At 67.9% G+C, this 15,399-nt stretch carries 11 protein-coding genes and 1 pseudogene; 4 read left to right on the top strand and 8 right to left on the bottom strand.

Annotation, left to right across the window (positions count from 1 at the left end; translation table 11 throughout):
- Window positions 1–1,243: 1,243 nt before the first annotated feature.
- From AB0F81_RS20130 to rpmH, 8 genes and pseudogenes are all read right to left on the bottom strand, one after another.
- Window positions 1,244–2,290: a ParB/RepB/Spo0J family partition protein gene (locus AB0F81_RS20130; RefSeq protein WP_360199329.1), complete on the bottom strand. Its 1,047-nt coding sequence runs from the start codon at window positions 2,288–2,290 to the stop codon at window positions 1,244–1,246.
- Window positions 2,287–3,189 (bottom strand): annotated as a pseudogene (locus tag AB0F81_RS20125) (ParA family protein); the annotation flags it as partial. The gene AB0F81_RS20130 and the pseudogene AB0F81_RS20125, both read right to left, overlap by 4 nt.
- 1,857 nt (window positions 3,190–5,046) lie before the next feature.
- Window positions 5,047–6,000, bottom strand: a complete 954-nt coding sequence (rsmG, locus tag AB0F81_RS20120) for a 16S rRNA (guanine(527)-N(7))-methyltransferase RsmG (protein ID WP_360199327.1) — start codon at window positions 5,998–6,000, stop codon at window positions 5,047–5,049.
- 1 nt (window position 6,001) lies between these two features.
- On the bottom strand, window positions 6,002–6,583 hold the full coding sequence (locus tag AB0F81_RS20115) for a R3H domain-containing nucleic acid-binding protein (protein WP_360199325.1): 582 nt from the start codon (window positions 6,581–6,583) through the stop codon (window positions 6,002–6,004).
- 153 nt (window positions 6,584–6,736) lie between these two features.
- Window positions 6,737–7,762: a membrane protein insertase YidC gene (yidC, locus tag AB0F81_RS20110; protein ID WP_360199323.1), complete on the bottom strand. Its 1,026-nt coding sequence runs from the start codon at window positions 7,760–7,762 to the stop codon at window positions 6,737–6,739.
- A 1-nt stretch (window position 7,763) separates the two neighbouring features.
- Window positions 7,764–8,021, bottom strand: coding sequence for a membrane protein insertion efficiency factor YidD (gene yidD, locus AB0F81_RS20105; protein ID WP_360199321.1), 258 nt, complete (start codon window positions 8,019–8,021; stop codon window positions 7,764–7,766).
- On the bottom strand, window positions 8,018–8,374 hold the full coding sequence (gene rnpA, locus AB0F81_RS20100; protein ID WP_360199319.1) for a ribonuclease P protein component: 357 nt from the start codon (window positions 8,372–8,374) through the stop codon (window positions 8,018–8,020). Before rnpA ends, yidD begins: the two co-directional genes overlap by 4 nt.
- A 36-nt stretch (window positions 8,375–8,410) precedes the next feature.
- The gene (gene rpmH, locus AB0F81_RS20095) at window positions 8,411–8,548 is read right to left on the bottom strand and encodes a 50S ribosomal protein L34 (RefSeq protein ID WP_014448226.1); all 138 of its coding nucleotides are present in this window, start codon (window positions 8,546–8,548) and stop codon (window positions 8,411–8,413) included.
- A gap of 586 nt (window positions 8,549–9,134) precedes the next feature.
- Here rpmH and dnaA point away from each other — a divergent pair.
- The 4 genes from dnaA to recF all read left to right on the top strand — a co-directional run bounded on the left by dnaA (window position 9,135) and on the right by recF (window position 15,332).
- A complete protein-coding gene (gene dnaA, locus AB0F81_RS20090) occupies window positions 9,135–10,979 on the top strand; it encodes a chromosomal replication initiator protein DnaA (protein WP_360199316.1) in 1,845 nt (614 codons plus the stop codon).
- 1,176 nt (window positions 10,980–12,155) lie between these two features.
- Entirely contained in the window at window positions 12,156–13,289 is a 1,134-nt protein-coding gene (dnaN, locus tag AB0F81_RS20085; RefSeq protein ID WP_360199314.1) for a DNA polymerase III subunit beta, read from the top strand.
- Between the two features lie 39 nt (window positions 13,290–13,328).
- On the top strand, window positions 13,329–14,201 hold the full coding sequence (gene gnd / locus AB0F81_RS20080; RefSeq protein ID WP_360199312.1) for a phosphogluconate dehydrogenase (NAD(+)-dependent, decarboxylating): 873 nt from the start codon (window positions 13,329–13,331) through the stop codon (window positions 14,199–14,201).
- Window positions 14,202–14,204: 3 nt separating this feature from the next.
- On the top strand, window positions 14,205–15,332 hold the full coding sequence (gene recF / locus AB0F81_RS20075) for a DNA replication/repair protein RecF (RefSeq protein WP_360199310.1): 1,128 nt from the start codon (window positions 14,205–14,207) through the stop codon (window positions 15,330–15,332).
- The last annotated feature ends 67 nt before the right edge of the window (window positions 15,333–15,399 follow it).

Here is a 15,399-nt window from a genome sequence, read left to right as displayed (position 1 = left end):
AACGCCTCGTCCCAACCCTGCACCTGCTCAACCGTGACCACGTCCGGGAAACGATCCAGAACTACTCGAAGTAGTGATCCGCCGTAGCAGTACTAGATGCCTATGCCAACGCTCGGTCGGCGAGAACCGCAAACATGACGGCGCCGCTCACCTAGGCAGCTAGAGGTGCTTCTCGGCCGAGACGCCACCTTGTTCCGCGGCCCGCATGTCCGCCGCCTGCCAGTGTCATGCCGGCCTCGCCAATACCTCGTCAGGCCGTCGCTGGGACGGAAGAGCGTTGACATGTCACGTCGCCGAGCTTCCAACGCGTCGCTGTTAGCCCCAATTTGCCGCGGCCCTACATGCCTCCTCGTTCCACAGTGTCGAGGGCCGTCGACCACAACCCACCAGCCCTGTGGTCCCTCGACCTCAACCCGCGGCCAAGACCTGAACCCGCCAAGGTCACCACCGCTCTGCATGTAGCAGAGAATGACACCTACACAGCCGCCCAGGTCTTCAGCGATCTCAGCATCAAGTAGCTAGGGCGAGCACGGCTGGCGGTGACGCCGGCGCCGCGGCCAGGCGGATACGACGCAAACCGCTAAGACGATGTGCGCACAGCTTCACTCAGACACAGAGCGATCTTCATTCCCCTGATTCGCCAGGACAACCATCGCCCCTTATCAGCATTCGCCATCTCACTCGTGATCTTCACGGCATGCGGATCCGGTGCTCAGTCACACCGCGCTTTCCAACTCGCTTCCAAGGCGGCGCCCGCACGGGCACTCACCGTTCTCAGCCGACCTCAGCCCACACTTCAGACGTCCGAGCAGAGACCATCTCCCGTTGCCAATCCGAGGATCACTCGTATGGCGGTCAACCGCTTGCTGCGCGCACGTCGATTTCACATACTTGCGCCGGCAGCAAGATCACCGACTGGTGGACCGGCAGAGAGGCCCCTCGCATCACTGCGCGAGCACGAGTCCGGCAGAGCAGACAATAGGCCGTATTTGATCAAGCGGCAGAAGACCGTGACAAGGCTCCTGAACCAGAGCGAAATACCGCCTCATCACGGTTCCCTCAGAGCCATTCTCCTGGGATTTCGGAGCCGCCGACCCACCACTCCACCGCACTTCAAAACGCGAGCTTGAATTACCTTCGCCCGATTCGCAACAATCCCGGGTCAGGCCGCGCCATCCATAGCCTCACCCAGAAACCACAAAGGCGCGTGGAACCCCCACGCGCCTTCAGGAACCCCCGGAGCTCACTCCTCGGCGTCGCCAGCCCGAGGAGCGCCCTCCTCCTCCACACCGATCATCCCGACGATCCGCTCCAGATCATCCACCGTCGCGAACTCGATCGTGATCTTGCCTTTGTTCCGCCCGATGTCGACCTTCACCCGGGTGTCGAACCGATCCGACAGCCGCTCCGCCAGATCGTTCAACGCCGGCGCGTGCACCTTCGCCCGCCGGGTCGGCGCCGCCTTCTTCACCGGCCCGTCCGCGATCGCCAGCGCAACGATCTCCTCGGTCGCCCGCACCGAAAGACCTTCGGCCACGATCCGCTTCGCGAGATCATCCTGGGCTTGGCTGTCGTCCAACCCGAGCAGCGCCCGCGCATGCCCGGCCGACAGCACACCCGCCGCCACCCGGCGCTGCACCGGCGCCGGCAGGTTCATCAGTCGGATCGTGTTCGAGATCTGCGGCCGGCTCCGCCCGATCCGACGGGCAAGCTCTTCGTGGGTGGCCCCAAACTCCTCCAGCAGCTGCTGGTAAGCAGCCGCCTCTTCAAGCGGGTTGAGGTTCGCACGATGGATGTTCTCCAGCAGCGCGTCGCGCAGCATCGCATCGTCGGGCGTGTCCCGGACGATCGCCGGAATGGTCTCCTTGCCCACCGCCTGGGCGGCCCGCCAACGGCGTTCACCCATGACCAGTTCGTACCGGCCGTCGCCCATGTCCCGGACGACGATCGGCTGCAGGAAACCGACCTCCTGGATGGAGGTCTTGAGTTCTTCCAGCGCCTCCTCGTCGAAGACGTGACGGGGCTGCTTGGCGTTCGGCTCGATCGCCGCAACGGGCAGTTCCGCGAATCGGGCACCGGGCACCGGCGCCAACTCCTCCTCGGCGGGTGCGGTCGCAACCGGCGCCGGCGCGGCCGGCACAGGCGCGGGAGCAACCACCGGAGGTGCCATCGTCGGCACAGCGACTGGTTCGGGAACCGCCTCGACAGGTGCCGCTGGTTCAGCAGCCGGCGCCGTGGGGATCAACGCGCCCAGGCCGCGGCCCAAGCCACCCCGCGGACGGTTCTTCATGCCGTGCCTCCCGTGTTGACCCCACGCATCGCGATCTCCAGGGCTGCCTCAAAATAGCTGGTCGCACCCCGTGATCCCGGATCGTAGGTCATCACCGACTGGCCGTAGCTGGGAGCCTCCGATACCCGCACGTTCCGGGGAATTACGGCGTTCAGAACCTTGGCTCCGAAGTGGTTCCGCACGTCCTGCTCGACCGCGTCCGCCAGGCGGGTACGACGGTCGTACATCGTCAGAAGAATGGTCGACACGTCCAGCGTCGGGTTCAGGTGCTGCCGTACCAGGTTGATGTTGTTGATCAGCTGGTTCAGCCCTTCCAGCGCGTAGTACTCGCACTGAATCGGAATCAGCACCTCCTGCGCCGCGCAGAGCGCGTTGACCGTCAGCAGGCCAAGCGACGGCGGGCAGTCGATGAACACGTAGTCGAACTTCTCCGGATGACCGGCAATAGCCCGCGCCAGCCGCGACTCGCGAGCAACGACCGAGACCAGCTCGATCTCCGCACCCGCCAGGTCGATGGTGGCCGGCACGCAGTAGAGGTTCGGAATGCCCTCGACCGGCTGAGCCACCTCGGCCAGGGGAACGTTGTCGATCAGGCAGTCGTAGACGTCCGGCACCCCGGCGTGGTGCGGCACGTTGAGACCGGTGGAGGCATTGCCCTGCGGGTCCAGGTCGACCACCAGCACACGGTTGCCGTGGAGTGCCAGCGCGACCGCCAGGTTCACCGTGGTCGTCGTCTTACCGACGCCGCCCTTCTGGTTGGCGACGCAAATCACCCTCGGGTGGTCCGGGCGCGGCATGATGATCTCGCCGCTGGGGTTGAGGATCTGCACAGCTCGCAACGCTTCCATGGCAAGGGGCGGATCGTCCTCATCCGAGCTCGGCGTTTCACGTGAAACATGCTCGGTGGACTGAACCGGCACCGCCGACGATGGCACTCCGGAGGCCGGTGCCGCCGATATGGGGCTCGCCGAGCCGGAGGCGGCTGGAACGGGCACCGCTGGCGGCGCCGACCTCGGCGCCGGGGCTGGCCCGCGGAAATCCTCAGCAGCCTGCTGCGGCTGTGGCGTGGGGTAGCCGTACTGCGGTGGCGACCCGTACCCGCCCGCTCGGGGCTGCGGAACGTTTTGTTCGCCAGCGTGCAGTCCGCCCACGCTCATTCCCGACGGCCTGTCGAGAGGCGACTCGGTTTCACGTGAAACACCGTACTCATGCACCGCTTTATCCCTGTTGGTTAGGAACGGGTCGGTCGGCGAAACGTGCGTTCCGGCGGAAGAGATCCGGTCCACACTATCGACGCCCAGCCAGCCTACGGGCGGCGGGCATGCGCCGCCATGGTCCTGTGTCCGATGAGTCGAGCGCAACGTCCCCGCGTCGCCGCCAGACGCCTCCACAAACACCAAGACGCCCGGCACGAGGCGCATCCAACCCCCAAACCCAAGGTCAAAACCATCCCCGGTACGGCTACCGCCCGCCGAGAACGGTGCCTTCCCGTCAACTCCCGTGACCGGAAACGTCCGCCGCACGGTCGTCCTGCCACTCACCGCGGACCGCCGGCCGGACGCCTGACAGCCCGTCTCAGCAACCGTCGGCCACGACAAGCTCGATGATTCCGCGCCGTCCACCCCGGGACTCGCCACCACACCGACCGGCCAGGGCAATGTCTGCAAACAGCAATACGCCAGCTCGGGCACACCGTGCAGCCGAGGCGCCGCGTCCTCCGATCCGACTACCGCTCGCAGTGGCCGTCCGGGCGCCGGACTGAGTGGCACCAGAACCGGCCCGAAGCTCTTCTCGGCCTGATCCTTCGGTGCCCAGATCGTCCAGGACACAGCGTCGGTCCGAGTCTCTTCGCCACGAATGGCTGACCCCATCCACGGCGAAGTGGCGGCGCCCGGCTCACCTCGTACCGTCGTGTCGCCTGCAATGCTGACCGCAAGCTGCCCTGGAAGGTCTGATCTGGCCTTGCCTGGCTCGTCCGTCGGCAAGGTCTCGGCGTTCGCGGCGACGTCCTCGTCCGTCGGCAGGGTGTCGGCGCTCGCGGCGACGTCCTCGTCCGGCGGAGTGACCATCGCTCTGCCTTGCGCGAGCAGTAGGCCGCCCAGCGGAGAAATGCCAGGCCCCCGCGTCAGGAGGCAGCCTTCATTTAGAGGCGCAGCCGCGACGGCTGGCGGAGCCGCAGCCGAGCGAGTTCCACCAATCGGTATGCCTGCCGGCGCGAACGAGAATCCACCGTCAGTTTGCGTCTCACCCGATCCGGTATCGGAATCGCCGGCACGAGCCATCAGCGTGACGTGCCTTGAAGCATCAGAACGAAAGGCAGAAGAGGGCTCGAACGCAAAGGCGGACTCGAGAGCGGGCAAGGGCACCGGGGGCGGCGAGGCGAAAGGAGGTGCAGACGCGAGGGCTGCCCCGATCGAAGGCGTGAACGCGGACCGCGAAGAAGACCCAGACGCACAAGCTGACCCAGGCACAGACGACGTCAGAGTCGGCAAATCCGAGGACAAAGGCGAGAGCGGAGACAACGAAGACGGTAAGGCGGGGACGCTGGACGACGTCAGCGGAGGCGTCGACGAAGGCGGCAACGCGTGGGGACTGAACGACGTCAGGGGAAGCGTCGACGAAGGCGGCAACGCGGGGGAACTGGACGACGTCAGCGGAGGCGAGGACGAAGACAAAAGCGGAGACGACGATCGACCCCCCGGCGAAGCGGGCTGCGACTTTCGGCCGTTCCTCCTACGCCCACCCCGCCCAGCCATCTATCCCCTCCGAGATCTCCCCCGACCATCACCCCGTCGGCCACCGCCTGCCGCCGCATCACCAGCAGCACCACGGCCACCAGCACCACTCACACCACCCGCGCCCCGGGAGCCGCGACCACCACCGGCATCGCGACCACCAGCACCACCCGCACCACCGACGCCACGGGAGCCGCGACCACCACCCACCGCACCTCGCGATCCGGCAGCTCCGCGCCCACGACCCCGCCCAGGAACGGCCTCCCGCTCCTTGACGACATCAACCACCGTCGCCGGCGGCTCGATCAACCCGACCCCGCAGAGCCGCACCTCCGGCTCACCCCCGCCGAGCGCAGCCACCGCCTCCCGATGCGAGGCGATCTCCTCACTCGCCGAAGCGCCCTTCAGCGCCAGCAGCCGCCCACCGACCCGCGCCAACGGCAGGCACCACCCGGCGAGCTTGTCCAGCGCTGCCACCGCCCGTGCCGTGACGATGTCAGCGCCGGGCAGGTGCCCGGCCACCTCCTCGGCACGCCCCCGAATGACCGTGACACTGCCGTCCAGGCCGAGCGTCTCCACCGCCTCTTCCAGGAAGGCAGTCCGCCGGGCCAGCGGCTCAACCAGCGTGATTGCAAGATCCGGTCGGGCCACTGCCAGCACGATACCGGGCAAACCAGCCCCAGAACCGACATCAACCACCGAAGCGCCGAACGGGATTATCTGGGACATAACCCCGCAGTTGACCAAATGCCGCTCCCAGAGCCGCGGCGTCTCCCGCGGCCCGATGAGGCCACGAACGACACCTTCGGTCCCGAGCAGCTCGGCATACCGGCCGGCCAGCGAAAGCCGGTCCTGAAAGACCTCAGCGGCCGCAACCGCGACCTCTTCCGGAGGGAGGGTGAGCGGGAAAGACGTCGGCCCGGGCGCATCGACGCCCGGGCCGAGATCCCCCTCGCCGTAGCGTGGGTTCGTCATGTCAGTCCGCCACACGCACCACGATGCGCCGGTTGGGCTCCACACCCTCGGACTCGCTCTGCACGCCCGGGATCGCGTTGACCACGTCGTGCACGCACTTGCGCTCGAAGGCCGACATCGGCTCCAGGCGCACCGCGTCGCCGTGCTCCTTCACCTTCTCCACAGCGTTGCGGGCGACCGCGGCGAGTTCCTTGCGGCGGGCCGCGCGGTAGCCGCCGATGTCCAGCAGCAGCCGGCTCGGCGAGCCGGTGGCCCGGAAGATCGCCAGGCGGGTGAGTTCCTGCAGGGCCTCCAGCGTGGCCCCGCGCTGACCGACGAGCGGCTGCAGCCGGCCGCCGACCACCTCGACCATCGGCCGGCCGGCCGAGACCAGCTCGTCGATGTCACCGTCGTAGTCGAGGATGTCCAGCAGACCCTCGACATAGTCCGCCGCGATCTCACTCTGGCGGAACAGGTCGCCGTCCGAGGCGACGCTCTCCGACTTCTTCGCCTCAGCCGAGGCTCCGGTCGACTCGCCGGCAGCGGCCGGCTCGACCGCCTCTGCTGACGACTCGGCGGAAGGGGGAGTGCTGGTGTCGGTCACGGTCTCATCTCCGTTGTGTTCGGGCCGGACCGAGGTCGGTCCGCTGTTTCCCGCGCTGCCGAGGTGCGTTCCCGGCGGCGCGGGGAGGTCTTGTCCAGGGGGAGCGCCTGGGTCCCACCATCCGATCAGGGCGGTAGGACGGTCAGGCCGCGATCATCCCTTGGGTTTGTTGGCCGGCCGGGCACCCTTCTTCGGATTCACCGGTTTGGCACCGGGCTTCGGGGCGAGAGCCTTGGTGTCCACGACCGGGCTGACCGGCTCGGGAGCCGACTTCTTGCCGAACAGGCCACCGGTACGGGCCGGCTGCACCGGGTTCTTGTTGCCGGCCCGGGCGCCGGACGAAGCCGGACGCGCCGAGGACGAGGTCTTGGCGCCGGCCATCTGCACGGGCGGGAACTTCCGCAGCACCCACTGCTGCTGGGCCAGCGTGAACAGGTTGTTCGTCACCCAGTAGATGACCACACCGATCGGGAACAGCGCGCCGGAGATCAGCAGGGAGAACGGGATGCCGTAGAGCATCAGCCGCTGGATCATCTTCTGCTGCGGGTCCTCGGCCCAGCCGGTCTTGAGGATCATCTGACGGCTGGTGAGGAACGTGGTCCCCATCATGATCAGGACCAGGATGCCGGCGAGGACCTTGACGGTGGTCCCGTTCGCACCGAGGGCGGCGAGCTCGGACGCGCTCGAACCGAACTTGGCGCTGATCGGCGCGTTGAACAGGTGCGCGTCGGCCGCGCTGTTGAACTGCTCCAGCGACCAGCCGTACAGCTGCTTGTACTTGTCGCTGATCGACGGGTCCAGGTGCTGCAGCACGTGGAAGAGGCCGAAGAAGACGGGGATCTGCAGGAACATCGGAAGGCAGCCCATCAGCGGGTTCGCCTTCTCGGTCCGGTACAGCTCCATCATTTCCTTCTGGAGCGTCTCCCGGTCACCCTTGTGCTTCTCCTGGAGCGCCTTGACCTTCGGCTGCAGCGCCTGCATGGCGCGCTGGCTCTTGATCTGCTTGACGAAGACCGGGAAGAGGATGACGCGCAGCGTCACCACCAGGAAGAGGATGCCGAGGATCCAGGCCCAGTTCGTACCCAGGACGCGACCGTCGGGGACGCCGATCGCCTCCCACAAGGCATGCCAGCGCAGGAGGATCCACGAAATGGCGTAGTAGATCCAGTCGAGACTCAATCTAAGCTCCAGTCACATCGGCAGGACGGTGACGGATCGGGTCAGGCACCGGGTCGTACCCGCCAGGGTGGAAAGGGTGGCAACGAAGGAGCCGCCAGATCGCCAGACCGGTGCCCCGTAACGCACCGTGCCGCGCCAGCGCCTCCTGGGCGTACGCGCTGCACGAGGGGTAGAACCGACAGCGGGCCGGCAGCACCGGACTCAAGTATCGACGGTACGCGACGACGGCCGCGGTCAGGAGCCGGGCAGCGACGCTCATCGGGGCCGCCGGGGTCGACGGGCCGCCGCCAGTGCCCCCTCCAGATCGGCGCCGAGCACGGCGTAGGAGGCGTCGGCGGCCGGCGGCAGTGCCCGGACCACCAGGGATGTCCCGGCGGGCAACTCGTCCAGCAACGGCCGGACCAGGTGCCGCAGGCGCCGCCGAACCTTGTTGCGCGTCACAGCATTGCCCACCGCTTTGGACACGACGAAGCCGGCGCGCGCCGTGGAGGCGAGCGCCGGCTCGTCAACAAGCAGGTGAACGACCAGGGTGCCGCGACCAGCGCGACGGCCACCGCGAATCGCTGCGGCGAAGTCCGCACTACGCCGCAGTCGTTGCACCGCGGCCAGCACGACTACCTGGGCATTCCGGCCTGACTAACCGTCGGCTCAGGCCGACAGCTTGTCGCGGCCCTTGGTACGGCGGGCAGACAGGATGGCGCGGCCGGCACGGGTGCGCATGCGCAGCCGGAAGCCGTGGGTCTTGGCACGCCGGCGGTTGTTCGGCTGGTAGGTGCGCTTGCTCACGTGAAAACTCCGTCTTCGTACTACGTCCAGGGGGCATCCGCTGCAAGACGCCACTTTAGCAGAGCGCGGCGGAGCAACCGCCCAACCCTACGGAGAGGGGTTGCAGCGGTCAACCATATCCTGGGTCGGCACGCCGACATGCGGGGGCTGCCGGTACAGAGCTGGTCTTTCCACGCACAAAGTGAATCTTTTCCCGCTGACGGGCAGGGGATGGTCAAGCGGGCGGTTGTAGTCCACCTGTCACCGCTGTTAGCGTGCGCGGTTGCTGGTCTCACCGGCCGTTCGCAGACCGCGAAGCGGCGGCCAAAACCGGACAAGCAGGTGGATCGTTCGCCACGGTGAGCCTGTTTTCAGCCCGCGCCACTACAGGCTCCGGTAAATCTGCCGACCACTCCGGCCGGGAGCGGCCACCGGCAACACCACAGGTTGTGGATAACCTGTGGATAGCCGGTGGCGCCGTGCGTGTTCAGCACGTTGACTGTGCTGGGTTGGGGCCGATCGGTTGCCTGCACGGGCGCCGACAGGCACAGGCGGAAGGCCGGACAACGGTCCACCGGGGGTCGGTGGCGATGGGGGTGGCGCGGCGGTGGCCGATCAGGTCGACCTGAGCGAGGTGTGGAAGGCAACTCTGGGTGAGTTGTCTGACGAGATCGCCTCGCCGCAGCAGCGCGCCTATTTACAGCTGGTCCGGCTGCGGGCGATCGTCGAGGACACCGCACTGCTATCAGTTCCGGACGCATTCACCCGTGACGTCATCGAGTCGCGGATGCGCCCGGCGATCACCGAGGCGCTCACCCGCCGGCTGAGCCGCCCCATACAGGTGGCGGTCACCGTCCGCCCTCCGGAGGACGGTTCGGGCGGGCCGGGCACTGTTTACGGCACCCCGGTCGAGTCGGGTCAGCGGCCGATGGAGCCGCAGCCGCGGCACTACGCCGATCCCGGCCCCTACCAGCCGGAACTGCCCGGTTACCCGGGACCGCAGCGGCCGACGGAACAGCCCTATCAGCAGCACGAGCCGTACCCCACCGGGTCCGCGCAGCACTCGGCGCCGCAGCCGCCGTACTCCCGGGGTGTGCCGACGGCGCGCGACGGCCAGGAGGCGCTCTTCGCCGACCCGATGCCGATGCCGCAGCCGCCGCAGGTCCCGCCGGCGCCGCCGATGAACCGGCCGGCCGCCACCCGCCCGGGTGAGAAAGGGCCGGAACCGCAGAACGACACGGTCGCCCATCGGATGGCCGCCGACCCGTCGCAGCTGCGCGAGAATCAGCGCCGCCCGGACGAGCGGTCCGGCATGCTCGCGGACCGCCGCGACGAGATGCCGACCCGCGGCGACAACGGCCCCGGCCGGCCGCCGATCGACCTGCGCGGCCCGGGCACCTCACCGCGCCCGGGCGGCAACGACGGCAACCGGCTCAACCCGAAGTACATGTTCGAGACGTTCGTCATCGGCTCGTCCAACCGTTTCGCGCACGCCGCCGCCGTGGCGGTCGCCGAGTCGCCGGCGAAGGCGTACAACCCGCTCTTCATCTACGGCAGCTCCGGGCTGGGCAAGACGCACCTCCTGCACGCGATCGGCCACTACGCCACCACCCTGGGCCACGCGCGCTCGGTCCGCTATGTGTCGACCGAGGAGTTCACCAACGATTTCATCAACAGCCTGCGAGACGACAAGACGCAGGCGTTCCAGCGCCGTTACCGCGACGTCGACATCCTGCTGATCGACGACATCCAGTTCCTGGAGAACCGCGAGCGGACGCAGGAGGAGTTCTTCCACACGTTCAACACGCTGCACAACGCGAACAAGCAGATCGTGATCAGCTCGGACCGCTCGCCGCGCCAGCTGGCCACCCTCGAGGACCGCATGCGCACCCGCTTCGAGTGGGGCCTGCTCGCCGACATCCAGCCGCCCGACCTGGAGACGCGAATCGCGATCCTCCAGAAGAAGGCCGCCCAGGAGCGCATGTATGCGCCCGACGACGTCCTCGAGTTCATCGCGAGCCGCGTCTCCAACTCGATCCGCGAACTCGAGGGCGCCCTCATCCGGGTGACCGCGTTCGCCAGCCTCACCCGATCCCCGGTCCAGCTCTCCCTCGCCGAAGAGGTCCTGCGCGACTTCATGCCGGACGGCGCCGGCCCGGAGATCACCGCCGACCAGATCATGGTCTCCACCGCCGACTACTTCGGCGTCAGCCTGGAAGACCTGCGCGGCCACTCGCGCTCGCGGGTGCTGGTCAACGCCCGCCAGGTCGCCATGTACCTCTGCCGCGAGCTCACCGACCTCTCCCTGCCGCGCATCGGCCAAGCCTTCGGCGGTCGCGACCACACCACGGTCATGCACGCCGACCGCAAGATCCGTCAGCACATGGCCGAGCGGCGCTCGCTCTACAACCAGATCGCCGAGCTCACCAACCGGATCAAACAAAACACCTGAGGGGTACGAGCTACACCGCCCCAACCGCAAGCCGCGGGCCCCGCCTCGCGTCTTGGCCGGGCAGATGGTTGCGCCCTCATCCGGCCGCCGGGCTGTGCTGCCCACTCACCGTCGCGGCTCCCGCGATATCCCCGGCCCCGTGGCGGCCCGCGAAGCACCGGCCCCGCCGTCCACATCCCCATGGGCGCCGTCGACAGGGCGTACCGAGCCGGTTGTGCACAGCCGGCGGGCCGCGACGCGCCATGAGCCCGTTGCACGCGTAACCCACAGGCAGGCCCACCGCAGGGCAGAACGCCCTGAACAGGCCCTTTAGCGCCTGCCCGAGAGTTATCCACCGGCTTTACACCGGGTTGTCCACAGGTTGTACCCAGATCATCCCAGCTCAGACGCCAGATTTGACTGCATCAATATCTGTCTTCGAGGGCGATCCACGTCGAGTTGTCAACGTCGCGACGTGACAGTTTCGTGCCAACCTTTTCCACACCAATCCACAGGCGTCCACAGGCTTTCTCCCCAGACGGTGGACATCTCCTGACACCGCACCGCACAGATGTGGATAAGACCTGGGGAAATCGATGTGGACAGACACGGAGCGTCATAATCTTGTCCACCCCCTGTGGACGACTGTGGATTACCTGTTGAAGGTTCTGGGGACGACGAGTCGTTAGCGTCCCAGCGTTATGCACAGGACAGGGGATAAACCCGGTGGATAGCCGGTGGACAACCGGTGGACAACGGTGGACAACGCCCGTCACGTCGGCAACTGTGGACGCAGACCCGGGTTTGTACCCCGGTTGCCCACATGTGAATCACCGGTGGATAACCCTGTGACCTGCAAGAACGCAAGTTCTCCACACTATGCACAGCACCGATGAAGACGACTAGATATCTCTTCTAAGAAAACAAAAACCAATCATCAGCGTTGTGGAAGGTGTGGATGGGCCGCTCGCGGCTCGAAGCGGGTCCGGGAACATCAGCACCGGAAGCAGGGTGGGCCCGCTCGGCAGCGAGGCGAAGCGGATCCGGTGGGTTCGGCATCGACAGCCGGACGGGACCGATCCGGTTGCTCTCGCTCGTCCTCCACAGCACCCGGGGTCGGGCGCGCACGGATACCGCCGGAGCCATAGAGTTCAGTGGGGTCGACGCCCCTGTAGAGGAAGCATCGCGGAGGAGAGCATGAAGTTCCGAGTGGAGCGAGACGCACTCGCCGACGCCGTGGCCTGGACAGCCAAGAGCCTGCCCAGCCGGCCCTCGGTTCCGGTGCTCGCCGGCGTCCTGCTGCGAGTCACCGACGGCCGACTGCAGGTCTCCGGCTTCGACTATGAGGTGTCCAGCCAGGTGAGCGTCGAGGTACAGGCCGACGCCGACGGTGCGGCGCTGGTCTCCGGCCGGCTGCTCGCCGAGATCACCAAGGCCCTTCCCGGCAAGCCGGTGGACATCGCCGCTGTCGGTGCGCACCTCGAGCTGGTCTGCGGCAGCGCCCGGTTCACCCTCCCGACGATGCCGGTCGAGGACTATCCGACGCTGCCGGACATGCCGTCCAGCGCGGGCACGGTCGAGGCCGCTGTCTTCGCCGCCGCGGTGTCCCAGGTGGCGATCGCCGCCGGCCGTGACGAGACGTTGCCGATGATGACCGGTGTGCGCCTGGAGCTGAACGGCACGACGATGGCCATGCTCGCCACCGACCGCTACCGCCTGGCGATGCGCGAGATCGAGTGGAACCCGGACGACCCGGAGATCAGCCTGAACGCGCTGGTCCCGGCGAAGACGCTGAACGACACCGCCAAGGCGCTGGGCCCGCTCGGCGGCTCGGTCACGCTGGCCCTGGCCCAGGGCAGCGCCGGCGAGGGCATGATCGGTTTCGCGGGCGGCACCCGCCGCACCACCAGCCGCCTGCTGGACGGCGCCAACTACCCGCCGGTGCGCTCGCTCTTCCCGGCGTCGCACAACGCCGAGGCCCGGGTCGCGGTCTCCGCTCTGGTCGAGGTGGTCCGCCGCGTCGCGCTGGTCGCCGAGCGCACCACTCCGGTGCTCCTGAGCTTCAGCGAGGACGGTCTGGTGGTGGAAGCCGGGACCACCGAGGAAGCACGCGCCAGCGAGGCGATGGAGGCGGTTTTCACCGGCGAGCCGCTGACCATCGGCTTCAACCCGCAGTACCTGATCGACGGCCTGCAGAACCTCGGCGCCCCGACCGCGGTGCTCTCCTTCGTCGACGCGTTCAAGCCTGCTGTGATCTCCCCCGCTGGCGAAAGTGGCGAAATCATCCCGGGATACCGCTATCTGATCATGCCGATCCGGGTAACCCGCTGATACTGAGCGAGGAACATTCGCACTTCTAGGGGGAAGACCATGCAACTCGGCCTGATCGGTCTCGGCCGCATGGGTGGCAACATGAGGGAACGACTGCGTGCTGCCGGGCACGAAGTCGTCGGTTTCGACCACAATGCGGACAAGCGTGACGTCGCCAGCCTGGCCGAGCTGGTCGAGAAGCTGTCCGGTCCGCGTGTGGTCTGGACCATGGTGCCGGCCGGCAAGATCACTGAAGACACCATCGACGAGCTCGCGGAGCTGCTCTCCCCGGGCGACATCGTCATCGACGGTGGAAACTCGAAATTCACCGACGACGCCCCGCGGGCGGCCCGGCTGAAGACCAAGGGCATCCACTACCTGGATGTCGGCGTCTCCGGCGGCGTCTGGGGCATCACGAACGGCTATGCCCTGATGGTCGGCGGTGACGCCGAGCAGGTGGAGCACTGCAAGCCGATCTTCGAGGCGCTCAAGCCGGCCGGTGAGTTCGGCTTCGCGCACGCCGGCACGCACGGCGCCGGCCACTACGCCAAGATGATCCACAACGGCATCGAGTACGGCATGATGCAGGCGTACGGCGAGGGTTACGAGATCCTCCTGGCGTCCGAGCTGGTCGACAACGTGCCCGCGGTCATCAAGAGCTGGCGCGAGGGCAGTGTCGTCAAGTCCTGGCTGCTCGACCTGCTCGACCGGGCGCTCGACGAGGACCCGACGCTCGCCAACCTCAAGGGCTACGTCGAGGACACCGGCGAGGGCCGGTGGACCGTCGACGAGGCCGTCCGCCTCGCGGTTCCGGCCCATGTCCTGGCCGCCTCGATCTTCACGCGGTTCGAGTCCCGGCAGGACGACTCGCCCGCGATGAAGGCCGTCGCCGCGCTGCGCCAGCAGTTCGGCGGCCACGCCGTCAAGCGCTGATCCATGCACGTGCGCCGGGTCGAGCTCACCGACTTCCGCTCCTATGAGCGCGTGGCCGTGGATCTCGACCCCGGCGTGTCCGTGCTGGTCGGCCAGAACGGCATGGGCAAGACCAACCTGATCGAGGCGCTCGGTTACGTGGCCACTCTGGACAGTCACCGGGTGGCCACCGACGCCCCGCTGGTCCGGGCCGGTGCGAGTTCGGCCGTCATCCGGTGCGCGATCGTCCATGATGGACGCGAGTTGCTGGTCGAGCTGGAGATCGTCCCCGGCAAGGCCAACCGGGCCCGGCTCAACCGCTCCCCGGTGCGCCGGCCCCGCGAGGTGCTCGGCGCCCTGCGGATGGTGCTGTTCGCCCCCGAGGACCTGGAGCTGGTCCGCGGCGATCCGTCCGAGCGCCGCCGCTATCTCGACGACCTGCTGGTCGCCCGGCAGCCACGGTTCGCCGGCGTGCGCGCCGACTACGACCGGGTGGTGAAGCAGCGCAACGCCCTGCTGCGCACGGCCTACCTGACCCGCAAGGTCGGCGGCTCCCGCGGGCAGGACCTGTCCACCCTCGCGGTGTGGGACCACCACCTCGCCCATCACGGCGCCGAGCTGCTGGCCGGCCGGCTGGAGCTGGCCGCCGCGCTGGGCCCGCACCTGACCAAGGCCTACGACGCGGTCGCCGCCGGGCGGACGGCGGCCGCCATCGCGTACACGTCGCGGCTGGGTGAGTCACTGACCGCCGACCGGCCGGCGCTGGAGGCGGCGCTGCTGGAGTCGCTGCAGGAGCGCCGGGCCGCGGAGATCGAGCGGGGCACCACCCTGGTCGGCCCGCACCGTGACGACCTCACGCTCAGCCTGGGCGATCTGCCGGCGAAGGGCTATGCGAGCCACGGCGAGTCCTGGTCGTTCGCGCTGGCGCTGCGGCTGGCGGCCTACGACCTGTTGCGTTCCGAGGGGATCGAGCCGGTGCTGGTCCTCGACGACGTCTTCGCCGAGCTGGACGCCGGCCGCCGTGACCGGCTGGCCGCGCTGGTGTCCGACGCGGCCCAGCTGCTGGTGACCTGCGCGGTGCCCGAGGATGTGCCGGCCGCGCTGCGCGGTGCCCGGTTCGACGTCACCACCGGATCGGTGATCCGTGTCTGAATCTGACGAGCCGCTGCGGCGGCCTCAGCGCCCCCTCAGCGCTTCGGGAGATCCCGAGCCAGGCCGG

It is taken from the genome of Actinoplanes sp. NPDC024001 (assembly GCF_040638955.1).
Taxonomy (GTDB): Bacteria; Actinomycetota; Actinomycetes; order Mycobacteriales; family Micromonosporaceae; genus Actinoplanes.
This window is presented reverse-complemented; position numbering and strand designations above follow the sequence as displayed.